Origin of the sequence: Haliscomenobacter sp. (genome assembly GCF_040403615.1) — a bacterium.
GTDB lineage: Bacteria > Bacteroidota > Bacteroidia > Chitinophagales > Saprospiraceae > Haliscomenobacter.
The window spans coordinates 14,327-38,833 of record NZ_JBBAKG010000012.1; the positions used below are offsets into that span (position 1 = coordinate 14,327).

Below are 24,507 nucleotides of genomic sequence, written 5' to 3' on the forward strand. Positions count from 1 at the left end.
ATCCGTTTTTAAGATTATGACAAGGGCTTGAAGTTTCAATGTTCAGATGTAAACAAAGGAATAAGGCAAAAAACGTTTAACGGAATAGGATTATTTGTCTGAGGATGTACAAAAGTAGCTATACGACCAAACTGATCAAAGTCCGATAGTCATCAAATGGGGCATCTTCGTTTTTTAACTCCAAAAAAGAGAGCAGATCCAATTGCTCATAATGCCTTTCCAGAATCGTCAGGGTAGGGGTACAGCGGATTTCGACCTCGCCGCGTTTAACCTGATCCAGTCGCCATTGCAAAGTGGCTTGAATTTTTTGGAGGATGCGTTGCCGCACCTCGATCGGATCTAAATCTGGGCTAACCGGAATGATGTCTTTGAACGCAGAACGATCCCGCGCCAACAAACGGCCATTCTCCATGATAAAGTACGCGGTATGAATTTTGGCCTCCCCCTCACCCAGCAAATGCGCGTACAAAGCCAATTGCAAATCCTCTTCATTTTTGATCATCAACTCGCGGCGCAGTCCACCCCGCCACTTGAAGTCCAAAATGGCTTGTTCTGCTTCCCTTGCTAAAACCAAATCTGCTCGTGCATTCAATTTAATGTTTGCAAACTCCCCTTCAAGCACCAATTCGGTGGCTTGTACACTCCATTCATTGCCTTGTAGAAGATTGACCAGGCTCCAGGCAGCAAACTTCAGTCTTTTCAAAAAGCGTTTTCTTTCCGCTTCTTTCCCGTACATAAGCAAAACCGCTCCTTCTTTGTGCAACAACCGCTCTGATTCTCGATCAATCCAACGATCTACTTCTCCTTTGCTCCAAGTGCTTAACTCTGGAATCAACAAAAGGTTCTGGAAAAAACGGTGGGCAAGATTTCCCAGCAAGGTAGTGTCCTTGACAATGCTCAAAATCGAAGATTTGCGCAAGCGGATATGGTGCCTGAACAACCACTGGTAAGGGTAATACAACAAGCTTTCGAGGCTGGTAAAGGTTTCTTCTGCACGTTCAACCAGTTTTTCTGGGTTCTTGAGTTGCAAGAAAGGTGCCGGTTTGCCCAATTGACGAAATGGAATCTTGACCTTTTGAGGAAGCTCAAAATACCTGGACAAACGTTGATTGTCTTCACTTGTGCTAATCGTGTCCAGGCTGCCAAAACATGCCTCCAGGTCACTCAGTAATGGATGAGGAAGCATCGTTTCTCCTTCAGTTGTTTCTGGGATTACCAGAATCAAGCGATGTTGGGTCATCCAGATTGGATGGCGGCGCTGAAAACCCAGGAGGGCATTTTGGGTAGCCGGGCTGTTGAGTTGAATGCTCAGGGTGTGTAGCCAATCCCGTTCATGATCATACCAGCGCGAAAAAAAGTAATCTGGCTCATTTTGGGTGAAATTCCACCAGAGTAAATCGCGTACTGGGGCGGTCAAAGCATTGGGTTGGTGAATGTATGGAAACCGGCCTACTTCCTGCAAGCTCATTTGCATCGGTGCAGGTTCGTACACTGTACGTACAATGCGCTCCAATTCAAGGCGGGTCAATTCCTTTTCCGGCAGGGTTTGCAACAAATCCACAACTTGCTTGGCTTGCTCTGCCAAAGTGAGCAACGAGGGGTTGTTGCTCTTTTGTTCCAGGGTTTTGGTTGCCCAGATGTACAGGTACTGAAAAATATCTTCCACTTCTGCTTTGGGAACACTGCCGGAGACATCAAAACGCCGCCGCTCAAACCAGAATCGGTATTGTTGTCGGATTTCTCGAACGTCGATGCCCGATTCTTTCGCTGCCCTTTCGTCCAACTCGCTAAAATATTGGCCGAGCATAGCCTGCCAGGATTCTCCCAGGATTCCAGGAGTTTGGGCCATTTGTTGGGCAATGCGGTTGGCCAGCTCTGTCTCCAAAGGCTTGAGGGGCAAGGAGACAAATTCCATTATTTTGTAGGGATCCACCGGAGTCCACAGAAAATTAGGTATCAATTTGAGGGCCTGTAAGGTTGGTCTGGCCAAGGAAGCGGGTTGAATACCCAAACTGGGTAAACCTTCCTGCATAAAGGCTTCATCAAGGATTCTAGATTTGTCAGGAATCAAGAAACAAGGTGCAAATGCAGGGTTTTTGCGCAGCAAAGCAGCCAAATAACTCCCGAGATCGGTATCTCGCTTTCCTCTCAATAGCAATAAAGTACCATCATTGGTCAATTCTTTTGGAGCGGTATCCCCCCCTTCCAAAAAAGCTTGAAAACGCCCCAGGTCAGTATCTGCAAAGGCTTGATGAGGCATTGGATGGACGCAATCAACGCCTTGCTGCTGGAGTCTGCCGAATAACCTTTTCCAGTGAAGCGGAATCAAGGTTTCAGGTTCAACGAAACTGATTTGTTGAAGGGGAGAAGATCGAAGATTGATCTTTTGCTCCAGGGTCAAAAAACGATCGGCAAATCCCTCTGGCCATACTTGCGCTGAAGCAGCAAGTATTTGTTCGATGGCTGCAATACAGCGCAAGCGCTCAGGTGTATGGGAAGCAGGGAGGAAATCCCAGCCCGCCAACAACAATTCATCCCGACGTTCCAACAAGTTGGCGGCAGTAGCAAATTGATCAGCTTGAAAAGACCGAGAAAAAAAAGCAGAAGGCGTGTGCTGTAAAAAAACTCGAATGGCTTGACGGTATTGTTCTATGCGGAGGTACTCATTGTTGTTTTTGTGCCCGGCCAAGCCATAAAAAAACTCTAGCCATTGCAATAAACCATTGGGTCCAAGCCATAGACAGCCTCCATTTGAATGGTGGGGCAGCGGCCAGGAGGGATTATCAAGTGCCAAGCCAAAAATAAGCTTCATCCGAAAAATATTAGAACTTTTGTACGGATCAACCGCCGCCAGAAGCGATTTGAAGTTCAGCCATTTGCTTATCCCAATATCTCTTTTGGTCTTTTAATTCGTTTTCGTCACAATAATCGTTGAGGATAAGAATGGTCTCACCAGTGATGGGGGCTTCGGTTATTCTGAATTCCAGCTTTTCATTGGCTTCGTGAAGTCCTTCCCAACGCAAGCTGAATACTTCGTCTTCCACGTCGTCCACTACGGTAGCTTCATCTGTTGAATCTCCCCAATAGAAAGTATAGCCTTCACCGTCGATCTCTACTTTGTCACAAAACCACCGGATGAGACAAGATGGAGTGGTCAAAAATTGATACAAAATCTGCGGTGAAGCTCGGAAAATGTATTCTAGTTTAAGTTGGGCTCTTTTCATACAAGCAATCGAAACTCTATGATTCCAGTACTGCAAATCAGCTAAACTAAGCTGATTTCACCAGATCGCACAATAAAAAGTAAAAAAATGGAAATTCCAAATCCTGAAAGTTTTTTCAAATGAAATAGATTTATGTAGAAACTTATGCCAACTTACTTGACAGTAACGAGGAATTCCAATATTTTTGTGGGCGATTGTAAAAAATGGGTGCGCCCATCTCCAGAAATGATTGCACGAAGCCCCGTTATACTTCAATTTTTAGGTCCCATTTTCTATCCTTGCCCAAACCCATAATTCCTAGAACATCTTGTTGCTCGATGTTGTTTCTACGTCTAGCATCCTAGATTACCATTGAAGTACCGATTTTAAACCACTAAGAGAAAAGAATTGTTCCTTAATACTAAATAAAGATTGTGCATGAGACAACTTAAGATCACGAAGTCGATCACGAACCGGGAAAGCCAGTCGTTGGAGAAGTACCTGCAGGAAATTGGAAAAGTGGATTTGTTGACGCCAGAGGAAGAAGTGGAGTTAGCCAAGAGGATCAAACAAGGCGATCAAGCAGCGCTGGAAAAGTTGACCAAAGCCAATCTTCGATTCGTTGTTTCTGTTGCCAAGCAATATCAAAACCAGGGCTTATCCCTGAGCGACCTTATTAACGAAGGCAATTTAGGCCTAATTAAAGCCGCCCAACGTTTTGATGAAACCCGAGGGTTTAAATTCATCTCCTATGCAGTGTGGTGGATTCGTCAATCTATTTTGCAAGCTTTGGCTGAGCAGTCTCGTATTGTACGTTTGCCCCTGAATAAAGTTGGATCACTTAATAAGATCAATAAAGCTTTTTCTGAACTCGAACAAGAATTTGAACGAGAACCTTCTCCTGAGGAATTGGCAGAATTGTTGGAGATTCCAACCGAAGAGGTGGAAACGACCCTTGGGGTAGCAGCACGTCACGTTTCAATGGATGCACCTTTCGTTGAAGGGGAAGACAACTCCTTACTGGATGTACTCGAAAACAGCACTACTCCCAGCACCGATGCTGGCCTGGATTACAATGAATCCTTGCGCAGAGAGATCGAACGTTCGTTGAGTACATTGACTGATCGCCAATGCGATGTAATCAAATTGTATTTTGGCATTGGGGTAGAGCATCCCATGTCCTTGGAAGACATCGGTGAGAAATTTGGCCTAACCCGCGAACGTGTGCGCCAAATCAAAGATAAAGCCATCAATAAATTGCGCTCAGCCAACCGCAGCAAGTTGTTGAAAAACTACTTGGGAGGATAGAAAAGAGTTATGAGTTATGAGTTATTGCACACAATTCTACATAGCCATGCAGAATTGTGTGTAATAACTCATAACTCATCATTAGATGGTTCGTCCTCTTCTTCATTCAGACTCAGGATTTCCAAAGGGCGATTGATGCTTTCCTGTAGGGAAATAAAGGTTTCGGTGCGTTGGATACCGGGAATATTCTGGATCTTATCGTGTAGCACTTCCTTCAGGTGAGCGGTATCCCTACAGAATACCCTGGCAAAAATATTGTACAGGCCGGTCGTGTAATGGGCCTCTACTACCTCCGGGATTTTTTCCAATTCCTCGGCAACCTCTTCGTACAACGAACTCTTATCCAGGTAAATACCTAAGTAGGCAGAAATGTCGTATCCCAGCTTTCCGTAATCTACGGTCAAGCTGTGTCCCTTTACAATTCCAACATCTTCCAGCTTTTTCATGCGTACATGAATCGTACCGCCCGATACAAAGAGCTTTTTGGCAATTTCGGTATAGGCTATTTTTGCATCGCGCATGAGAATGGATAGAATCTGCTTGTCTAACCGATCAATTTCAATTCCTTTTTTCATGTAAGCACAAATGATTTCGAGTAATTCAACAAATGTCCTTAATTTTTGAATATTTTCAAAAATTACTTCATTTTTTTACTCGATACTTCATATTTTTTGAAAAAAGGTTGAATTAGCCACTTCAATTTAAGGGTTGAACCTAAAAATACAACTCGCGGTAGATCTTTTGAAGGGGAATAGAAGACCCTTGAATAACAATGGCGTCTTCGCCTTCGGTAAGGGTAGTTTCCGACCAGCGATTGGGTGATTCGCGCTCCATCGCAAAAATTCTTGGTCGCGATTGCTCGATGAAAAATATTTGTTGTAAAGACGGGATTTCTTTGTAGCAAGGCAATTTGGTGCCCCAATCGTAGCTTTGAGTGCTTTCCGAAAGAATCTCTATCAAAAGAATCGGATTGGTTTCAGCAGTCATACCAGCCTGGTATTCGTAAGGTACGGAAGGCAAGGCAACCACCATTCCATCTGCATTAAATACACCAGTTTTCAAGGATTTGCAGGCAGGACTGTAGATTGGACGGTTGCTGTTGTAGACGCGATAAAGCTTTGAATCAGCAAAAATAGTTTTTAGAATAAAACCGAACTCGGCTGCAAGATGACTGTGAATATCTCCTTCGTAACTCATACTGGCAATGATTTCATTGTTGTAATAATCTGCACGGTACTCCGCTGTGGCGAGTATCTCCCAATATTCGCTCCAAGTGGCGGGTAGCCGCACCAAATTGCCCTTTCCTATTTCTGCCAGTTCCTGATTGGTAAGTGGAAATTTTACATCGCTGGTCATGCTTCAACGTTTGAGGCTTCAATGTAATGAAATTGCATTTAACATACAAGTTGTGTTTAGCTGAAATTTCAAAACAAAAAATAATCAATCCCATTTCAACATAAAAGTGCGAATTTTGTCATTACTTTATTTGTGCATAAATTTCTCAATCGAACCTTTTTTAAATCGACTATGCTGACACGCCCAAATAATTTCATTAATAAAGTGCAGATCTGGTTGCCAATGCTATTGGCTTTGGCCTTGGTGTTGGGCATGGTGATTGGAATGCGCATGTCCTCATCGGTGACCACCATCAGCTTCAACAAAGCTAAAAATTACCGGGATTACCAATCTCGGGAAGGAAAAATCGAAGAATTGCTCCGCTACATTGAAGCAAAATATGTGGACAAAGTAGACCGGGACAAATTGGTCGACGAAGCCATCCACAAACTGATGGATCAATTGGATCCCCACTCGTCCTATATCCCGGCATCGGAATTGCAGGAAGTAAATGAGCAATTAGATGGTAAATTCAATGGAATCGGGGTCGAATTCCTGATTGTAAAGGATACGGCAGTAGTGGTGGCTCCCATGTCTGGTGGCCCTTCTGAAGTTGCGGGAATTTTACCCGGAGACAAAATCATCAAGGTAGGGGATTCAACCATCGTGGGGGATAAACTTTCGAATCACAGCATTGTCAGCTTGCTGCGTGGAGAAAAAGGAAGCAAGGTTAACATATCGGTGCTGCGTACTGGCGAAAAAAAGCTGCACCGATATACCGTTATACGAGATGAGATTCCAGTTAAAAGTGTAGATGTTGCCTATATGATCAGTGATCGGGTGGGCTACATCCGAGTGAATCGGTTTTCGGCGGATACGGACAAAGAGTTTTTGGAAGCCATGCGCATACTTTCCGAACAGGGGCACATGAAAGATTTGATATTTGACCTGCGGGGCAACCCTGGCGGGTATATGCAAGTGGCCACCAATATGCTCAGCCAACTTTTTCCCAACAAAGGCAACTTGTTGGTGTACACCCAGGGGCGCGCTTCGCAACGTGCCGAGTTCAACTCCAATGGTCGGGTTTTTTACCCCATTGACAAAATCGTTGTTTTGATTGATGAGGGCAGTGCCTCCGCCAGCGAAATCGTAGCAGGCGCCATTCAGGACAACGATCGGGGCATCATTGTCGGTAGGCGGTCTTTTGGAAAAGGATTGGTTCAAGAGCAGTACCAGCTATCGGATGGATCGGCTTTGCGCCTGACCATCGCGCGCTATTTCACCCCTTCAGGTCGCTCTATTCAAAAGTCTTATAATCAAGGCTCTGAAGCCTATGATCGAGATGTGGAAGAACGCATAAAAACTGGAGAACTCTTGTCCGCCAATAAGATCTCGATTAAAGATTCTACCAAATTTTACACGACCAAAGGGCGAATTGTTTATGGAGGTGGTGGCATCATTCCCGATGTTTTTGTCCCCCTGGATACCGTTCAACTCAGTACTTTCTTTCTCGATGCCCGCCAAATGATTCCCTCATTTGTTTTGAAATACCTGGATGAGTCGAAGCGGAAACAACTTAAGAAATTGGGATTGAGTGCATTTCAGCAAACATTTAACCCCAACGAACAAACCTTCAAAGACTTTCAAACCTATGCTGCGCAAAATGGCTTGAGCGGAACGCCTCAATTTTGGGCAAAATCCAAAGGAGAAATCACTCGATTCATCAAAGCCCGAATTGCCAAGCACCTCTTTGACGACAAAGGATTCTTTACGGTGCTCAACCAGGAGGATCCTACGGTACAAGCCGCACTCAAATCGATTCAAGGAAAAAATAAAAGGATGAATAACGAATGATTTTGTCAATTCATCATTCCTTTTTATTCTCGGATAAACTCCAATTCTTCCTGGTCTTCCAGCAGCTTAACCATTACGGGTAGTTCGTCGATGCCTTTGTCATTTTGCCTGTACTTGACCACATGGTCTACACCCTGGATTATTTCTGAACTGATTGCCCCGAAGTTGATGGGAGGAATAGTGTTTTCTATATGGGCAAAAGCGCTGATCAAGGGTTCGTTGAGTTGTTCCAAAAGTGCAGAACAAAAAGGATCTTGTACTACACGAATGTGGATTTGACCATTGGAGTTCAATACATTGGAGGAGAGATTGCACGGATTGTCAAAAACCATGGTCAAAGGACGGAGGTGATAAGCGAGTAGTGTTTCCAGTCTTGGATGCAAATGCGTGACATATCGTTTTAGCATTGCAATTGAATTGACCAGTAATTCAAAATTATCTCCTTGCTTTTGACGTTTGAGTTGAATAAGTCTATTGAGAGATATGGGATGACTGGTCAGGCAAACAACACTCCACAGCGTATCGGTGGGCAATAGCACTAGTCCTCCAGATGACAAAATTTTTTCTGTCCCCTCAAAATCGTAATGCTGCGCCATGTGTTTAACATTGGTAAAGGTCATCTTCATCAATTCTTTCAAATTTTATCACCCCGTTTTTTCAAAATCAGACGCATACTAAAAATGAGTACTAATTTAGGCATAAGGGTAAAAAGGCTACTTTTAAAAACCACAATAACGGCGGGGCGCGTCCGCTTATTGCTTACTATAAGTCTGATTTTGGGCTTATTGTCGTGCAGCCAATCATTGTGGGCCAGTCACATCATCGGAGGAGAAATAAATTATGAATTTGTTGGCTTTAAAAATGGCCGGGTAGGAAGTGACACCTTGCGCTATCGAGTCGTGTTGTTGTTGGTTCGAGATTGCAATGGGGGCGCAAGTTTTGATGCGTCTGTACCCATCGCTATTTATCTGGGGAATAGTACCAGACCGCTCCGCAATTTGCGCATCAGCCGACCCAAAATCAACAAGGTTTTACCAGACCAAACCAATCCATGCCTGATCGTTCCTCCTGGATTTTGCGAGGAAGAAGCCGTTTACAGCGATACCATTGAATTGGTTCGATCGATTCAACCATATACATTGACGTACCAAATTTGTTGTCGGAATGCTGCCATTTCCAACATTCCCAATAGCAGTGGTACTTTGGGCATTACCCTTACCGTAGAGATCAGTCCTCAGGCACAAAATTTGCTCAGCAGCAGTCCTCGATTTTCGGCAGCACCCAAAAGCGAGCTGTGTGTAGGCATTGCATCAGCAATTCAACTTGCGGTAATAGACAAAGATGGCGATCGCCTGTCATACCAGCTTTGTGCGCCTTTGCTGGGCGGCGGCCCTTTGGGTGGCGGGCAAAACGACATGAGCATGGCCAATACGCCCCAAGGCATCAAGCCTGATCCGGCCACACCAGGGCCTTATGAGGATTTGCCATTTTCTCCCACCTTTGCGCCCAATAGCCCCTTGGGCAATACCGGAACCCTAAGTTTGGACAGCACCACCGGTATTTTGCGCATTTTTCCTCGGGTATTGGGGAAATTTACCCTGGGAATTTGTGTCAAGGAATACCGCAACGGAGTATTCATCGGTATGATTCGACGCGACATCCAGATCAAAGTGAGCAATTGCAATTTCGCCATCGATGCCATGGTCAAATCCGACAGCAGCAATGGCCAAGGACGTTTTTGGCTCAAATCCTGTAACCGACCGAATTTTGCTTTTCAAAATACCAGTATTGGCCTGGATAAAGTGTTTGGATACCGTTGGGAATTCGACATCAATGGCAAAAAAGAAACCCGCGATACCAAAGATGCCACCTTTGATTTTGGCATGCCTGGGGATTACTCGGGCTTAATGGTACTCAATCCTGGTACCATCTGCACCGACACTGCAAAGATCAATGTTAAAGTTTTCCCTTCAGTAAAAGCGCAATTTGATGCCACCTTGCCTGGATGCAATATTGGTGCCGTAGCGTTCAAGAACACGTCTGTACTGAACCAGGGCGCAACTTTGCGTACCATCGAATGGGATTTTGGAGACAAAACCAAAGCTACAGAAAGCTCACCACAGCATACCTTTGCGTTGGCAGGAACTTATCCCGTAAGTTTGACCATTGCCACCAATACGGGTTGCAGAGATACCGCAAAACAAACGGTAAGCTATTACCCCGCGTCCACAGCTGACGTCCGGTTGATCGTTCTACCTTCGGAGGTGTGTAGTCAAACCGGAGTGGTCAAGCTTTCTTTGAACGTTCCTGCCGTAATGAATCAGTCAGATTATAAAATCACCTGGAATTTTGGGGATAGCACCAGAGGCGCTGGCTATTCGGTGAACAAAACTTATGCCAATCCAGGCGCATATACCGTTGCTTATCAGCTTCTTGCCCCAGGAGGATGCGCTGTAGTCGGGAACAATGCACGTCAGCCAATTTTGGTCAAGCTCAAACCAAGCGTTGATTTTACCTTTAGCCCCACCGAGCCCAGTGCACGCAATCCATTGGTTACCTTTTCGGAGACCTCCACCAATGCAGACAACTGGCGCTGGGATTTTGGTGGCAAAGGCAGTTCACAGGAGCGCAACCCCAGTTTCTCGTTTCCTTCTGAAGGCGTATTTCCGGTGAAACTGGTAGTAAGCAATGGCCTTTTTTGTCGGGATTCAGTAATCCGAGAGGTCAAATTGAAATCTGAAGGCGCGATGTACATTCCCAACGTTTTTTCACCCAACGGAAACAGCGTAAACGACGTCTTTAAGCCATTGGGACTACTTCCAGGCATCAGCAATTACCAGTTTAAGGTTTTTTCACGCTGGGGGCAGTTGGTTTTTCAGACCATCAATCCCGAAGAAGCATGGAATGGGCGTATCAACAATGAAGGAGAACCTTGTGCGCAGGATACCTATTTTTATCAGGTTGTTTTTCAGTCCGCTGTTGGCAAAAACGCCAGTAAACAAGGTACAGTCATGCTTTTGCGGTAGAAAATAAGAAAAAAAAACATGACATTCGTAGTCCAACATACGACCATGATATGAAGAAAACGTTGAGATCTAGCCTGATCATACTTTGTTTGTTTGCCTTGCTCCCTTTTGCCTCTTTTGGGCGCCACATCATTGGCGGCTCCATGACCTACAAATGTTTGGGAAATGGGGATTACGAGTTTACACTTAAAGTTTATCGAGATTGTTTTTGTACCCGATGTGCGGAAATTGACCCGGTCGCTTTCATTGGTATTTACCGGTGTGGCCCTACTGCAAATTGCAATGGACAAGGGAGTGCCTTGGCCAGATTAAATGTGCCGCTTACCCAACGCCGCAATATTGATGCGCCCGATTATCCTTGCTTGGAGCCTCCCGCAGTTTGCACCGAAGAAGGTACCTACATTTTTCGACTCAGCCGATACGGAATTCGCTTGCCTACGAGTGTGGACAATAGTTATTTCATCAGCTATCAACGCTGTTGTCGCAACGAAACCATTACCAATATTGTCAATCCAGATAGCTGGGGCGCAACCTATATGGTGGAAATCACCCCCGAAGCCCAGCGTTTGTGCAACAATAGCCCCGAGTTCAATACTTTTCCTCCAACGGTGGTGTGTGCCGATTTCAATTTGCGTTACGACCATTCGGCCAAAGATGCCGATGGTGATCAGTTGGTTTATGAATTTTGTCCACCCTTTGATGGTGGTGCCAACAACCTGGAGCCTTTTATCTACAATACCTGTGATGGGGCCTACCCGAATCCAGGCTGCCCACCACCCTACAAATTTGTGCCTTTTCGACCACCGCTTTATTCCGCTACTTCACCAATTGGAGGAGATCCACCACTTTCAATTAATCCCCAAACAGGCTTAATTACCGGAAAGCCCAATCCAATCGGGCAATATGTAGTGGGTGTCTGCGTCTCAGAATACCGCAATGGCGTTTTGTTGAGCCGTATTTTTCGAGATTTCCAATTCAATGTGGCTAAATGCGACCCCAAGTTGTTAGCGGATATCAGAGAAGACATCAAAATCAATGACAAAGAATACCTGGTCAATTCATGTGGCCCTACTGAGGTGAAATTCATCAATGAAAGCACCCCTCGCTCCTTCATCCGTACTTCCGATTGGGAGTTTGATTTGAAAAACACAAAACTGACCTCTAAGGAATGGGAGCCTTCCATTCTGTTTCCGGGAGTGGGTACCTACAATGGCCGCTTGATCCTCAACAAGGGCACGGAATGCGGGGATACGGCCAAAATTTTTGTCAACATTTATCCATCGTTGACTGCTGATTTTGACTATGCTTACGATACCTGCATATCCGGCCCGGTTAAGTTTACCGACAAATCGGTCTCTGGAGGGAAGTTTTTGACGGGTTGGAAATGGGACTTTGGAGACAAATTCACCAGCATCCTTCAGAATCCGGAACACTTGTACCGCAACCCGGGCAAAATTCCGGTTTCCCTTACGGTACGCGATACCAACAAATGCGTTGAGAAGGTAACCAAAACAATCAACTACTTCCCGGTTCCCAATTTGATCGTGGTATCTCCCAGTGCTTCACAAGGATGTGTGCCATTGAAAATTAAATTTACCAATCTTTCATTTCCCATTGATTCTACCTACAAAATTCTTTGGAAATTTGGAGATGGAGGCTCAGCCAAAGCCATTAGTCCAACCTATACCTACAATGATCCTGGCGTTTTTACCGTTTCATTGGATATCACCTCGCCCATTGGTTGTAAAACCGATACCATCTTTAAAGACCTCATCAAGGTTCGACCTTCGCCCAAAGCAGGATTTACGATAGATCCTCCTGAAGCCACCAATTTAACCGAACTGATCAATTTATTTGATGAGTCGCAAGGTGCCATTCGTTGGAATTGGCAACTCAGCAATGGGCGAAATTTTACGGAACGAAGCCCCCGTTTTTCGCCTCCCGACACGGGCCGCATCAATGTACGACAAATCGTTATCAACTCCGTGAATTGCCTGGATACCTTGGACAAAATCCTGGATATACGCCCCGAGGTGCGCTATTTTTTACCCAACGCCTTTACGCCCAATGGGGATTCTGTCAACGATGAATTCAAAGGGGTAGGAGTGATGGCTGGCGCCAAAGCCTTTAATTTTACCATTTGGAACCGGTGGGGGGAGTTGATTTATCAAACCGATTCTCCCAACAAAGGCTGGAATGGCCGAAAATTCAACGCAGGGGTCGAATCGCCGCCAGGTGTGTACGTGGTTTTGGTTACTTACCGCGATCCCAGGGGCAATCCATTTGAATTGAAAGGCTTTGTAACGCTGATTCGATAAGTAATCTCAGAAAAGTAATTGCGACATGTGTAAAACTTTTTGCTAAAAAACCTTTTCATTTATAAAAATGCTTTACCTTTGCACGGCTAAAGAAAAAAGTAAAATTTTTGCACAATGGATGCGATTAAGTTTGTACATGAGAAGTTGACGCCAACTAGAGAAGTTCCCATTCCGGATTTCCGTGCTGGGGATAATGTAGTGGTGAACTATAAGATTATCGAGGGAGACAAAGAGCGTATTCAGTCTTTCCGTGGTGACGTGATTCAGGTTAAAGGTACTGGATCTACGAAAACCTTTACCGTAAGAAAAATTTCCAATGGTGTTGGTGTAGAGCGTATTTTCCCTTTCGCTTCACCAAATATCGTAGATGTTCAAGTCACCAAGCGTGGTAGAGTACGCCGCGCCAGACTGTTCTATCTGCGTGACCTCGTTGGTAAGAAAGCACGCATCAAAGAGCGTAAATTCCAAAAGAACGTTTCACAGGTTCCACAAGGATAATTGTTCTTTGCGACAGCATAAAAGAGGATTTCGGCATTGCGCTGGAATCCTCTTTTTGTTTTTGTACAATGCCCTTAAACATGCTCTTTCATTTCAGTGACTTATTTGGAGTTTTCGCAATACATATTACCAAGTTGCTTATTCCATTTTTCTCGTCTTCAGAATGCCATTAATTTTGAGCCATTCCATTTGATCGCCCGGTCTAACTAGAATTTCGCACACTAACAAATACATTCAAGCCATGAAATTATTTAAACAATGTTTAATCATTGTCCTGGGACTGCTTTGCTTTCACATCAGCAAAGGCCAGAACGCCAACCTTTCAATTATTGACCCTCAAATAGGTTGGTTGAGTTACCGAGGTACCATCGAGGAAGCGACAGTTACCATTCGTCCGGTAGGCGTTTATACCGAAATTGGATTGTACATGACCGTATCTGCGCAGGGTGCTGGTTTTCAGTTGGGCCGACAACTGGAGGCAGTGATGAATTTTTCGCTACCCAAAAATGCCATCGTCAATGATTCCTGGCTTTGGATCGATTCTACAATTATCAGGGCCAAAATCCTGGATCGCTGGACCGCCTCTTCTATTTATGAAAGCATTGTAAGCCGTCGCCGAGACCCTTCAATTTTGACCAAAGAATACGGAGATCGCTACACCTTGCGCATTTATCCCCTGATTATGGGCCAAAGCCGCAAGATCAAATTGTCTTATCTGGTGCCTGGAGAATGGAGTGCGCAGAATGTAATTACCCAGCTGCCGGTAGATCTTTTGCGCAGTACACAAGGTTCGACCCCTCCAATAGACATTCGGGTGTTTTTGGAAACCTTCTGGCAAGAGCCCAAATTACCTTCCCATCCAGAAGTCATTTTTACCCTAAATGACGACCCCAAGCTGGGGAAATTCTACGCAGCGCGGATTCCCTCAGGTGGCCTTAATGGTCGAAGTTTGTCCTTTGGCGTCAAAGCACCGCTCAAAAACGGCTTGTTTTTATCCAGGTACGGCGACAACCAGCAAGGCTACTACCAAATGGTTCTTTTCCCGGATCAATTGCTGGATTTTACCCAAAACATCAAGCCCAGGCGCATGATGGTCTTGGTACATTACAATCCAACTGCTGTTTCGCCCGAGTTTACCCTCGATAAATTACTTGAGCTCATCAAAGGTCAATTAAAGCGAACCCTCCGACCTCAGGATTTTTTCAATGTCATTGTTGCGGGTATCAGCCCTAAGCCTATCTCCGAAAATTGGCTTCCAGCCAAGGCTTCGGAGATTGATCAGGTTTTCAACAACCTGAAAACAACCTACATCAGCAGTTTCAATTTGCCTGCACTGCTTGGTAAAGGGATTGAAACCGTAAAAAAGAGTGGATTGGATGCCAAAGTATTGCTCTTTTCCAATTCTGGAGCGGAAGGGGATTTGAACACTTCCAACCAATTGATCCGAGAGTTGAGTGCCATTAAAGGCGATGCGGTGATTCCATTTTATGTAGTGGATTTCGCTACGCAGGGTGTACCCTATTACTATTTCAACAACCGAAATTTTTATGGAAATGAATATTTTTACCTCAACTGGTCGCGCCTTACCCAGGGGGAGTTTCAGCAAGTTCGTCAATGCTGCAATTTCATAGACCAGGTTGCCAGTACGGTTATTGACCTGGCTGCTGTTGAGAAAGCTACCCTGGATTTGCATACTGCCCTGCAAAATGGGTTTTGTTTCAACCGTTATAACCTGAATCAGACAGGAGAACTCAGTGATTTGCGAAAACCCATCATACAAGTTGGGCGTTATCAGGGCAAATGGCCTTTCGTAGTGGAGCTGTCAGGTAGCTACAACAATACCCTGTTTTTAGATGGAATCACTGTTCCTTTGACCGACGTCAGCACCATTGATAGCACAGGAGCCGATGCCTGGAGTGGAAACTACATTGCTGCTTTGGAAAAAAACAACTCCAATTCCAACACTGTAGAAATCATCCATACCAGTATCCGTGAGAGAATTTTGTCAATTTATACGGCTTTTCTTTGCCTGGAACCCGCCCAAGGTGGCGAGCCTTGCGTGACTTGCAATGACCAAAGTAAGGGACAACCAACGGTCGGCACCCGCGACTTGCAAGATAGCCTCATCATCACCAAAATTAGCCCCAACCCGTTTAGTGATCAGGTGATGATTCAACTGAAATTCAAAGAATTGATCGACCTATCGGCAGCCAAAGTTGTAGTGTACAATCACCTGGGACAAATTGTACGCACCTTCAGCGATGTCCCAAAAGGCAAAGTGCAAGACCTTGAATTGCATTGGGATGGCCAAAGCGATGCTGGGGCAAGTGTACCGAATGGTGTTTATATTTTCCATATGCAAACGCCGAATGGTCAAATCAGTCGAAAACTGCTGAAAATGGCGAATTAACTTGGTGCATGGCATATTTCTCTCACCTAAAAAAACAAAACCAATTCGCTTCTTTGTACTTCAGGATCAATTTACCTATTTTGTCCAATTATTTAACACATCAGGTACCATTTCCTCTTGGACAATAGCCCATGAACCCGTTTTCATGGGCTATTGTATAGAGCGCAAGATTGATCCATCAATTGATTACCGCATGAAACTTAGCATCATCATGCCTTTAGCGCTGATATTATTGAGCACTGCTTGTCGAAAATCGGCTTCTCAGGAAGCCAAAATTACAGCTTCTATCCCTGTAGAACCCCTTCTATACGATCCTGCACAGCGCTTGGGCCAGCTTTTTATTGAAGTACAAATGGAAAAAATTTTTCCCGACGGCAAAACATTTGCAGATTGTACACCCAAAGGCAATGTTGATGAGATCATGAAGGAGTATGTACGGATGCGCAAAGAACCGAATTTTGACCTGAAAAAATTTGTAGCCGACAATTTCGAATTGCCTTACAAATACTCCAGCGGATTTAAATCGGATACCAGTCAGTCGCCAGAAAAGCACATCCAGGCGCTTTGGGACGTGCTGACCCGCAAACCCGATTCCCGTCATCGCGGCACTTTAATACCTTTGCCAAATCCATACGTAGTCCCTGGCGGTCGCTTCGGAGAAGTATACTATTGGGACAGCTATTTCACCATGTTGGGACTCCAAAAAGATGGACGTACGGACTTGATCAACAACATGATCGACAATTTTGCTTTCCTCATTGACACCATTGGTTTTATCCCGAATGGCAACCGGACCTATTTTTTGTCGCGTTCTCAACCGCCTTTCTTTGCAGGTATGGTAACGATCCTGGCCGAAGAAAAAGGAGAAGAAATCTACGCCAAATACTTGCCTCAACTGGAGAAGGAATACCAGTTTTGGATGAAAGGTAAGGCTCAAATCACTGCGGATAAATTGTCCAACTTACACGTGGTACGCATGCCCGATGGTTCTTTTTTAAACCGCTATTACGACAATTCTGCTACCCCTCGCGCCGAAATGTACGCTGCCGACGTGGAATTGTCCCATACCGGCAAGCGCCCCTCTGCCGATTTGTACCGCGATCTGCGTTCTGCCTGTGAATCGGGTTGGGATTTCAGCAGTCGTTGGTTGGACGATCCCACCAAACTGTACACCATCCGCACCACGGCCATCATTCCTGTTGACCTGAACTCCTTGCTGTACAACCTGGAAATGACCATCGCCAAAGCTTACCGCATCAAAAACGACCAAGTAAATGCCCAACAATACGAGGCTTTTGCTTTAGCGCGCAGCAAAGCCATCCAAAAATACTGTTGGGATGCCGAGGCTGGCTATTTCGTGGATTACGATTGGGTAAAAGGCCACCCAACCGGAGTTCTCTCTCTGGCCGGGATGTTCCCCTTGTTTTACAAATTGGCTAGCCCGCTTCAAGCTGCCAGCTCGGCATTGGTGTTGACCAAAAACTTCCTCCGTCCAGGTGGTCTGGTCTGCACGGCCAACCTCAACGGACAGCAATGGGATGCCCCCAATGGTTGGGCACCCCTACAATGGATCAGCATCCAGGGCCTGCGCAATTACGACCAACACAAACTGGCCGACGAAATCAAAGCCCGTTGGGTGAAATTGAATGTCAAAACCTACAAAGCCACCGGCAAAATGGTGGAGAAATACAACGTAGAAGACATCTCCTTGACCGCTGGTGGCGGTGAATATCCGGTGCAAGATGGTTTTGGTTGGACGAATGGGGTGCTGCGTGGGTTATTAGGTGAAAAGCCGCTGAAAAATTGACGGGTAGGATTGAGAAAAAGGATGCATTTTTGTAATTGTGGAGGATAAACCATAAACAACATGCTACAAAAACTGAGTATTCGCAACTTCCGCCTTTTTGAAGAACTGGATATTGAAGGATTCAAACGGGTCAACCTGATTGTTGGAAAGAACAATACCGGGAAAACTACCCTTTTGGAGGCGATTCGGATACTGGAAGCAAAGGGGCACAGTACAGTGGTGAATAATATTTTGAAGTCGAGAGGGCAGTTTACGCCTTCTTGGGATGAGTCGTATTATGCGTTGTATCCATTGAAATTGGAGAGCTACCCTTCAATAGTTATCAATGACTTGATCATTTCTTTAAAAACCCAAGATCCTAGATTTAAGGTTGTTTATCCAAGTGAAAAAATTGATGCTATTCTAAGTTCAAGTGATTCCCCTGATTTTCCTAATGATAAATTGATAAATCTTCCTTTTACGGGTTACTTCAATGAATTTATGCAACGATCTTGGGATAAAATTTCATTGACTCCTTTAGAAGATGATGTGAATGATATTATTCGAAAAACTATTGAGCCTAGGTTAATTAGACTGGATATAAGCGGTGGTGCAGCAAAGGTTAGGCTGGAAGGAATAAATAAACCTTTGCCAATAACTGTTCTAGGCGATGGTGTTCAACGCATTCTTTTGATAGCCTTGGCTTTTGTTAGTGCCAAAAACGATATAGATGGTCAAAAGGGCAAAATAATCCTTATTGACGAAATCGAAAGTGGACTTCATTATTCAGTACAAGAAACTTTATGGAAATTGATTTTTGAATATGCCAAAAAATGGGATATCCAGGTGTTTGTTACTACCCATAATCAAGATACCCTTAATACATTTTATTATGTTGCCAATGAACCTCAAAATCAAGGAGAAGGGTTCTTGTTTCGCCTTCAATACAGCCGAAAAGGCAAATTAGAGGCAATAGAGTACGGACAAGAACACTTGAAGGAAGTATTGGAAATGAACCTTGAAATACGGTAAAATAATGGCTCAACAACTTATCGTAGAAGGTAATGATGCTATTGCCATCGCCAATCTTTTGAAAAAAAGAAACCTTCCTCCTCCTGAAGGATACTTCTAACCCAAGAAATTCGAAAATGAGTTTGTCAAGCGGGCTGGTGGCGTTGATAAAATTACAAAGATTGTAAAGGAAGCTTTACGGAACCCCTCCTTAACTAACATTGGTATCATTTTAGACGCAAACGATGTTGGTGCCAAGAACCGTTGGGAGAGTTTGAAATCCCTCCTGAGTGGTAAAATTGAAGAAATCGCTCTGGAGACAATTCAAAATTACGGAACTTGAAAGGTAATCAAAGACGGAAACCTGACCATCGGCTTCTGGATCATGCCGGATAACCAAAATGCAGGCTATCTTGAACATTTTCTGGCCAAGTTGATCCCAGCTAGCGATAAAACCTGGAATTTTGCGCAAGAAACTATCGAAACTTTAAAACTTTCAGGTTTTCAAGCGTTTTTTGATGCCAAAACTCAAAAGGCCCTACTTCATACCTGGCTTGCCTGGCAAAAAGAACCCGGTAGACCCTTCGGACAGGCCGCCGAATTGGGCTATTTTGATATCGCTTCGCCAGTGCTGGATGACTTCGAAGCATGGTTCAAGGCTACTTTTCAATTGAGTGTTCCAGCGTAAGCATCCAGAAAAGTAGCAATTATTTAACCTTCCAAATTCCATTTGCTCTTCATATCCCCTGTATTTTCGGCAAAAAATACCATGCCCACTTTTTATATCCTGCTGTTTTTTTCATGGATGAGTTTTAGTGTAAAAAACGATCCCATCATCCCGTATGCCCGCCATGCTTATACGGTGATCTCGCATCGGGGCAACCACGTCAATGCCCCTGAAAATACCTTACTTGCTTACGAAGAAGCCATTCGAGTAGGTGCTGATTACATCGAAGTGGATGTGCGCAGCAGTAAGGACGGCCAATTGGTGGTCATGCACGACGGCAGTGTAGACAGGACTACCACCAGCAAAGGAAAAGTAGCTGAGTTCAGCGCAGTTGAGTTTACCAGTTTGCAAATCCGTGATGAACGCTTTCCACTACTACCAGCCTTGCATCCACCCACTTTTGAAGCGGTGTTGCGCATGGCCAAAGGGCGCATCCACTTGTACATCGACGACAAAGACGCAGATCCAGCCCAAGTTGCGGTTTTGCTCCAAAAATACCATATGGATACCTGCGCCGTGGTGTATACTTCGCTCAACAAATGCAAATTGTGGAAAAAAGCCCTACCCCGCATTGCCATCATGGTGAGTTTGCCCAAAAGCGTCAATCAAGCCGAAGCACTGACTAAGTTTTTGGAAGACAATCCAGTGGATATTCTGGATGGAGGAGTAACTGGCTACACGCCCGAACTGGTCAGTGCTGCGCAAAAATTGGGAGCCTTGGTATGGCCAGATATCCAAAATCCTGGCGAAAACCCAGACCAATGGAACGTTCCAATCAAAATGGGGATCAAAGCACTGCAAACCGACCACCCCGAGGAGTTGATCAAATACCTGCAAAGCCTGGGCATCCGTTAATAAATTTTAGGCCCCAAACCTTCCAGCAAATAGCTTTTTACATAATCTTCGATGCCCTCTTCCAGAGAGTAAAAAGGCTCGGCATAACCAATACTGCGAAGTTTGGACATATTTGCTTCCGTGAAATATTGGTAGGTATCCCGAATGTCTGCGGGCGTATCGACAAATGAAATCTCCGGTTGCAATCCCATTGACTTGAAGGTATTGCTGGCCAGATCCAAAAAGCTGCGTGCTTGTCCAGTGCCCAGGTTGTACAGGCCACTGTCTTTTTGGTGTTTAAACAAGAAGTACAGCACTTTCAATACGTCTTTAACGTAGATGAAATCCCGGCTTTGCTCCCCGTCTTTGAAGTCAGGTCGATGCGAACGGAAAAGTTTCATCTTGCCCGATTCCTTGATCTGGCGGTAGGTGTGCCAGATGACCGAGGCCATGCGCCCTTTGTGGTACTCATTGGGGCCATATACATTGAAAAATTTGAATCCTGCCCAAAAAGGTGGCGCACTTTCCTGTTGCAAAGCCCAAATGTCAAAATCGTTTTTGGAGCGGCCGTAAGGGTTCAATGGTTTCAATTGCGATACAATTTCGTGATTGTCATCGTACCCCAGTTCCCCCAAGCCATAAGTAGCTGCACTGGAAGCATAAATCAACGGAATTTGGTATTGCGTGCATTGCGCCCACAGCTTTTGGGTATAGTGCAAGTTGAGGCGATCAAACAGCTCCGTATCCTGCTCAGTGGTATCTGTACGAGCTCCGATGTGAAAGATAAAATCCACACTAACATGCATGCGCTCAATCCAGGCAAACAGCTCATCGCGGTGAACCCGCTGAATGTAGCTCTTGTTGAGCAGGTTGCGATTCTTATCAGTGCGGGTAAATTCGTCTACAACAATGAGATTCAAGTGCCCTGCATCGTTGAGGAAACGTACAAGTGCACTGCCAATAAAACCTGCTGCTCCGGTTACAATGATCATAATTATTGGATTAGAGCATGTTTGAACATTTTTCTGAGGCTAAATTTAGAGTGGGTTAGAAGCTCTCAAAACTCCAAACCCACCCTAAAACTCCAAAAACTATTGTGCATACTCCTCAATCGGAGGGCAAGTACAAATCAAATGTCGATCCCCGTACGCACTGTCGATCCGGCTCACCGAAGGCCAAAATTTGAAACCTTGGCGCAAATAGGGGAGTGGGTATGCCGCTTTTTCGCGAGAGTAAGCGTAAGGCCACTCGTTGGCAGTTACCAAATCGGCAGTATGTGGCGCATTGCTCAGTACGTTAGATTTAGGATCGGCTTCGCCAGTAGCGATCTCGTCAATTTCGTTGCGGATTTGCAGCATAGCTTCGCAAAAACGATCCAGTTCGTCCAGGCTTTCGCTTTCGGTGGGTTCGATCATGATGGTGCCTGCAACCGGAAACGAAAGCGTAGGGGCGTGAAACCCGTAATCCATCAAGCGTTTGGCAACATCTTCAGCGCTGATCAGCGCTTTAAATGGCCGCAAATCGATGATCATTTCGTGGGCACTGCGGCCTTTTTCTCCCGCATACAACACCTCGTATTGGCCTTCCAAACGCACTTTGATGTAATTGGCATTCAAAATGGCGTATTCCGTAGAGGCTTTTACTCCAACCTGTCCCAACATGCGAACATACCCATAGCTGATCAGCAGGATGCTGGCACTGCCCCATGGCGCTGCCGATACTGCGTGGATGCCTTTTTCGCCACCCGTTTCGACCATAGTATGCTTGGGCAAAAATGGTTTCAAGCTGTTGTTGACACAAATCGGCCCCATACCAGGGCCACCACCACCGTGTGGAATGGCAAAGGTTTTGTGCAAATTGAGGTGACAAACGTCGGCACCGATCTCAGCTGGGCTAGTCAATCCTACCTGGGCATTCATATTGGCGCCGTCCATGTATACTTTGCCACCATGCTCATGGATCAGGGCGCAAATTTCCTTGATGCGGGTTTCAAACACTCCGTGGGTAGAAGGGTAGGTCACCATCAATGCCGCAAGATTTTCGCTGTGCTTTTCTGCTTTGGTGCGCAAGTCGTCTAAATCGATGTTGCCTTGTTCGTCACATTTGACCACCACAACTTCCATACCGGCCATCACGGCGCTGGCGGGGTTGGTGCCATGGGCAGAAGAAGGAATCAAAGCCATGTTGCGATGGGTATTGCCATTGGCTTCGTGGTAAGCACGAATGGTAAGCAATCCTGCATATTCGCCTTGCGCACCCGAATTGGGTTGCAAGGAACAAGCATCAAAACCTGTACAAGCACACAGGTATGCCTCCAATTCTTCAAAAATTTGCAAGTACCCTTTTGCCTGATCGACGGGAATAAACGGGTGCAAATTGGCAAAAGCAGGCCAACTAACCGGCATCAATTCACTGGCCGCATTGAGCTTCATGGTACAAGACCCCAGCGGAATCATGGAATGTGTCAGGGATAGATCGCGGTTTTCGAGGCGCTTGATGTAGCGCATCATTTTGCTCTCGGTATGGTAGCTGTTGAACACTGGGTGGGTCAAAAATTCCGTTTCGCGCAGCAAAGCCGCTGGAATCTGTGGCGCGGTGGCTCCTTCCAGATCAACCACCAAGTTTGAATTTTTCAATTGCGCAAACACGCCAACAATCGCTTGCAAATCACTGGCCAAAACCGTTTCGTCCAGCGTTATTTGCACCGCACCCATTGGATAATGGAAGTTGATACCCGCAGCAAGGGCAGCCGTTTGAATGGCTTGCTGGGTAGTGGCATCCACCTCGATGTGCAAAGTATCGAAATAGTTTGCGTTCTTTTGGGTATAGCCTAATGCATTCAGGTTTTTAGCCAAAATCTGGGTTGCACCATGCACCCGTTGCGCAATGGCTTTGATGCCTTCTGGCCCATGATAAGCCGCATACATGCCTGCCATGATGGCCAACAATGCCTGGGCAGTACAAATATTGGAAGTTGCTTTTTCGCGACGAATGTGTTGCTCGCGGGTTTGTAACGCCATGCGCAAGGCCCGCTTGCCGTGATGGTCAACTGAAACGCCAATGATCCGCCCTGGAATCAAGCGCTTGTACTCGTCTTTGGTGGCAAAAAATGCCGCGTGCGGCCCGCCGTAACCCATCGGAACCCCAAAACGCTGAGAGTTGCCCACGACAGCGTCAGCCCCCCATTCTCCTGGCGGAGTCAACAAGGCCAAGGCCAATAAGTCGGAGCATACGGTTACCGCAATGTCTTTGGCGTGTGCCTCTTCAGTCAGTGCGCGGTAATCCTCGATGCTGCCGTTGCCTGCAGGATATTGCAGCAGGATGCCAAAGCAGGTTTCATCCAAAACAAACTCGGCAACTGGTTTTACTACCACCGCAATGTTCAGCGGTTGAGCGCGGGTGATCAGCAAATCAATGGTTTGTGGAAAAACCTGATCCGATACCAGGAACGTATTGGTAGATGCACTTTTTTTGCCTTTGGTGCTGTGGAACATGGCCATTGCTTCCGCTGCTGCGGTACCTTCATCCAACAAAGACGCATTGGCAATGGGCAAACCAGTCATGTCGCTGACCATGGTTTGGTAATTGAGCAGCGCCTCCAAACGGCCTTGGGCAATTTCCGCCTGGTAAGGCGTGTATTGGGTATACCAACCAGGATTCTGGAAAATATTGCGCGAAACAACCGAAGGGGTGATCGTGCCATAATACCCAAGTCCGATGTAAGAACGGAAAACCTGGTTTTTGGCTGCAATTTTTTCCAACTCGCGCAAATACTCAAACTCAGAGAGGGCTGCGGGTAGGTTTAGTTCTCCCTTTAGCCGGATGGCCGCTGGAACGGTTTCGTCAATGAGTTGATCTAAGGATGATGCACCAATTGCGGCCAACATTTCCTGCAATTCTGCGGCGTTGGGGCCAATGTGCCGATGGATGAACTGATCGTGAAAAGTCATTGTGTTCATGTCGCTGAAACCCTGCTTGGTTTGGTTAGGAAAAAGAATGTGTAAAGGTAGCAAATCACCAGAATATTGTTGGTGATGCATTTAATCTTACTCGACTCTAAATGATTTTGTAGAAAAATGGTTGAATGGATTAGACTTATTTATTTTGAAACCGTTTCTAAAGCAGGAGAATTTACCTAAAACAAACAGACAAAAAAGTGAAACAAATCGAGTCTTGGCTTGTTGATTTCTTCAACAA

The 24,507-nt window shown here is 45.4% G+C and carries 16 protein-coding genes and 1 pseudogene; 10 read left to right on the plus strand and 7 right to left on the minus strand.

Annotated features, from left to right (window positions below):
• Positions 1 to 118: 118 nt before the first annotated feature.
• The gene (locus ABW391_RS05815; RefSeq protein WP_353480895.1) at positions 119 to 2,812 is read right to left on the minus strand and encodes a PD-(D/E)XK nuclease family protein; all 2,694 of its coding nucleotides are present in this window, start codon (positions 2,810 to 2,812) and stop codon (positions 119 to 121) included.
• A 28-nt stretch (positions 2,813 to 2,840) separates the two neighbouring features.
• A complete protein-coding gene (locus ABW391_RS05820) occupies positions 2,841 to 3,224 on the minus strand; it encodes an START-like domain-containing protein (RefSeq protein WP_353480896.1) in 384 nt (127 codons plus the stop codon).
• Positions 3,225 to 3,641: 417 nt separating this feature from the next.
• Between ABW391_RS05820 and ABW391_RS05825 the strand changes: the two genes are divergently transcribed.
• Positions 3,642 to 4,511, plus strand: coding sequence for a sigma-70 family RNA polymerase sigma factor (locus ABW391_RS05825; RefSeq protein ID WP_353480897.1), 870 nt, complete (start codon positions 3,642 to 3,644; stop codon positions 4,509 to 4,511).
• A gap of 68 nt (positions 4,512 to 4,579) precedes the next feature.
• Here ABW391_RS05825 and ABW391_RS05830 read toward each other — a convergent pair whose 3' ends face one another.
• Positions 4,580 to 5,086, minus strand: coding sequence for an Lrp/AsnC ligand binding domain-containing protein (locus tag ABW391_RS05830; protein ID WP_353480898.1), 507 nt, complete (start codon positions 5,084 to 5,086; stop codon positions 4,580 to 4,582).
• A 139-nt stretch (positions 5,087 to 5,225) separates the two neighbouring features.
• On the minus strand, positions 5,226 to 5,867 hold the full coding sequence (locus ABW391_RS05835) for a Uma2 family endonuclease (protein WP_353480899.1): 642 nt from the start codon (positions 5,865 to 5,867) through the stop codon (positions 5,226 to 5,228).
• A 171-nt stretch (positions 5,868 to 6,038) separates the two neighbouring features.
• Here ABW391_RS05835 and ABW391_RS05840 point away from each other — a divergent pair, with 171 nt between their 5' ends.
• Positions 6,039 to 7,700, plus strand: coding sequence for a S41 family peptidase (locus tag ABW391_RS05840; RefSeq protein WP_353480900.1), 1,662 nt, complete (start codon positions 6,039 to 6,041; stop codon positions 7,698 to 7,700).
• Positions 7,701 to 7,723: 23 nt separating this feature from the next.
• On the opposite strand, the gene ABW391_RS05845 is transcribed toward ABW391_RS05840, so the two are convergent.
• Positions 7,724 to 8,326, minus strand: coding sequence for an L-threonylcarbamoyladenylate synthase (locus ABW391_RS05845; RefSeq protein WP_353480901.1), 603 nt, complete (start codon positions 8,324 to 8,326; stop codon positions 7,724 to 7,726).
• A gap of 54 nt (positions 8,327 to 8,380) precedes the next feature.
• On the opposite strand from ABW391_RS05845, the gene ABW391_RS05850 reads away from it, so the two are divergent.
• The 8 genes and pseudogenes from ABW391_RS05850 (at position 8,381) to ABW391_RS05885 (ending at position 20,331) form a co-directional block, all read left to right on the plus strand.
• Positions 8,381 to 10,726: a PKD domain-containing protein gene (locus ABW391_RS05850; protein ID WP_353480902.1), complete on the plus strand. Its 2,346-nt coding sequence runs from the start codon at positions 8,381 to 8,383 to the stop codon at positions 10,724 to 10,726.
• 50 nt (positions 10,727 to 10,776) lie between these two features.
• Positions 10,777 to 13,044 carry a PKD domain-containing protein gene (locus tag ABW391_RS05855; RefSeq protein ID WP_353480903.1) on the plus strand — a complete coding sequence of 756 codons (2,268 nt, stop codon included), beginning with the start codon at positions 10,777 to 10,779 and terminating at the stop codon, positions 13,042 to 13,044.
• 114 nt (positions 13,045 to 13,158) lie between these two features.
• Positions 13,159 to 13,542: a 50S ribosomal protein L19 gene (rplS, locus tag ABW391_RS05860; protein WP_353480904.1), complete on the plus strand. Its 384-nt coding sequence runs from the start codon at positions 13,159 to 13,161 to the stop codon at positions 13,540 to 13,542.
• A 241-nt stretch (positions 13,543 to 13,783) separates the two neighbouring features.
• Positions 13,784 to 15,952 (plus strand): VIT domain-containing protein, encoded by a 2,169-nt coding sequence (locus ABW391_RS05865; protein WP_353480905.1) that lies wholly within the window; start codon positions 13,784 to 13,786, stop codon positions 15,950 to 15,952.
• A gap of 193 nt (positions 15,953 to 16,145) precedes the next feature.
• A complete protein-coding gene (gene treF / locus ABW391_RS05870) occupies positions 16,146 to 17,759 on the plus strand; it encodes an alpha,alpha-trehalase TreF (RefSeq protein WP_353480906.1) in 1,614 nt (537 codons plus the stop codon).
• A gap of 60 nt (positions 17,760 to 17,819) precedes the next feature.
• The gene (locus ABW391_RS05875) at positions 17,820 to 18,770 is read left to right on the plus strand and encodes an AAA family ATPase (protein WP_353480907.1); all 951 of its coding nucleotides are present in this window, start codon (positions 17,820 to 17,822) and stop codon (positions 18,768 to 18,770) included.
• 133 nt (positions 18,771 to 18,903) lie between these two features.
• Positions 18,904 to 19,437, plus strand: a pseudogene (locus ABW391_RS29580) (DUF3226 domain-containing protein); the annotation flags it as partial.
• An 81-nt stretch (positions 19,438 to 19,518) separates the two neighbouring features.
• Positions 19,519 to 20,331 carry a glycerophosphodiester phosphodiesterase gene (locus ABW391_RS05885; RefSeq protein ID WP_353480908.1) on the plus strand — a complete coding sequence of 271 codons (813 nt, stop codon included), beginning with the start codon at positions 19,519 to 19,521 and terminating at the stop codon, positions 20,329 to 20,331.
• Here the strand turns inward: ABW391_RS05885 and rfaD are convergent.
• Positions 20,328 to 21,302, minus strand: coding sequence for an ADP-glyceromanno-heptose 6-epimerase (gene rfaD, locus ABW391_RS05890; RefSeq protein ID WP_353480909.1), 975 nt, complete (start codon positions 21,300 to 21,302; stop codon positions 20,328 to 20,330). The genes ABW391_RS05885 and rfaD overlap by 4 nt on opposite strands.
• 99 nt (positions 21,303 to 21,401) lie before the next feature.
• The gene (gcvP, locus tag ABW391_RS05895) at positions 21,402 to 24,269 is read right to left on the minus strand and encodes an aminomethyl-transferring glycine dehydrogenase (protein ID WP_353480910.1); all 2,868 of its coding nucleotides are present in this window, start codon (positions 24,267 to 24,269) and stop codon (positions 21,402 to 21,404) included.
• Positions 24,270 to 24,507 lie beyond the last annotated feature (238 nt).

Excerpts from the sequence above, each read along its gene's own strand:
- ABW391_RS05815 (WP_353480895.1), bottom strand. The coding sequence starts at position 2,812 with ATGAAGCTTATTTTTGGCTTGGCACTTGATAATCCCTCCTGGCCGCTG.
- ABW391_RS05820 (WP_353480896.1), bottom strand. The coding sequence starts at position 3,224 with ATGAAAAGAGCCCAACTTAAACTAGAATACATTTTCCGAGCTTCACCG.
- ABW391_RS05825 (WP_353480897.1), top strand. The coding sequence starts at position 3,642 with ATGAGACAACTTAAGATCACGAAGTCGATCACGAACCGGGAAAGCCAG.
- ABW391_RS05830 (WP_353480898.1), bottom strand. The coding sequence starts at position 5,086 with ATGAAAAAAGGAATTGAAATTGATCGGTTAGACAAGCAGATTCTATCC.
- ABW391_RS05835 (WP_353480899.1), bottom strand. The coding sequence starts at position 5,867 with ATGACCAGCGATGTAAAATTTCCACTTACCAATCAGGAACTGGCAGAA.
- ABW391_RS05840 (WP_353480900.1), top strand. The coding sequence starts at position 6,039 with ATGCTGACACGCCCAAATAATTTCATTAATAAAGTGCAGATCTGGTTG.
- ABW391_RS05845 (WP_353480901.1), bottom strand. The coding sequence starts at position 8,326 with ATGAAGATGACCTTTACCAATGTTAAACACATGGCGCAGCATTACGAT.
- ABW391_RS05850 (WP_353480902.1), top strand. The coding sequence starts at position 8,381 with ATGAGTACTAATTTAGGCATAAGGGTAAAAAGGCTACTTTTAAAAACC.
- ABW391_RS05855 (WP_353480903.1), top strand. The coding sequence starts at position 10,777 with ATGAAGAAAACGTTGAGATCTAGCCTGATCATACTTTGTTTGTTTGCC.
- rplS (WP_353480904.1), top strand. The coding sequence starts at position 13,159 with ATGGATGCGATTAAGTTTGTACATGAGAAGTTGACGCCAACTAGAGAA.
- ABW391_RS05865 (WP_353480905.1), top strand. The coding sequence starts at position 13,784 with ATGAAATTATTTAAACAATGTTTAATCATTGTCCTGGGACTGCTTTGC.
- treF (WP_353480906.1), top strand. The coding sequence starts at position 16,146 with ATGAAACTTAGCATCATCATGCCTTTAGCGCTGATATTATTGAGCACT.
- ABW391_RS05875 (WP_353480907.1), top strand. The coding sequence starts at position 17,820 with ATGCTACAAAAACTGAGTATTCGCAACTTCCGCCTTTTTGAAGAACTG.
- ABW391_RS05885 (WP_353480908.1), top strand. The coding sequence starts at position 19,519 with ATGCCCACTTTTTATATCCTGCTGTTTTTTTCATGGATGAGTTTTAGT.
- rfaD (WP_353480909.1), bottom strand. The coding sequence starts at position 21,302 with ATGATCATTGTAACCGGAGCAGCAGGTTTTATTGGCAGTGCACTTGTA.
- gcvP (WP_353480910.1), bottom strand. The coding sequence starts at position 24,269 with ATGAACACAATGACTTTTCACGATCAGTTCATCCATCGGCACATTGGC.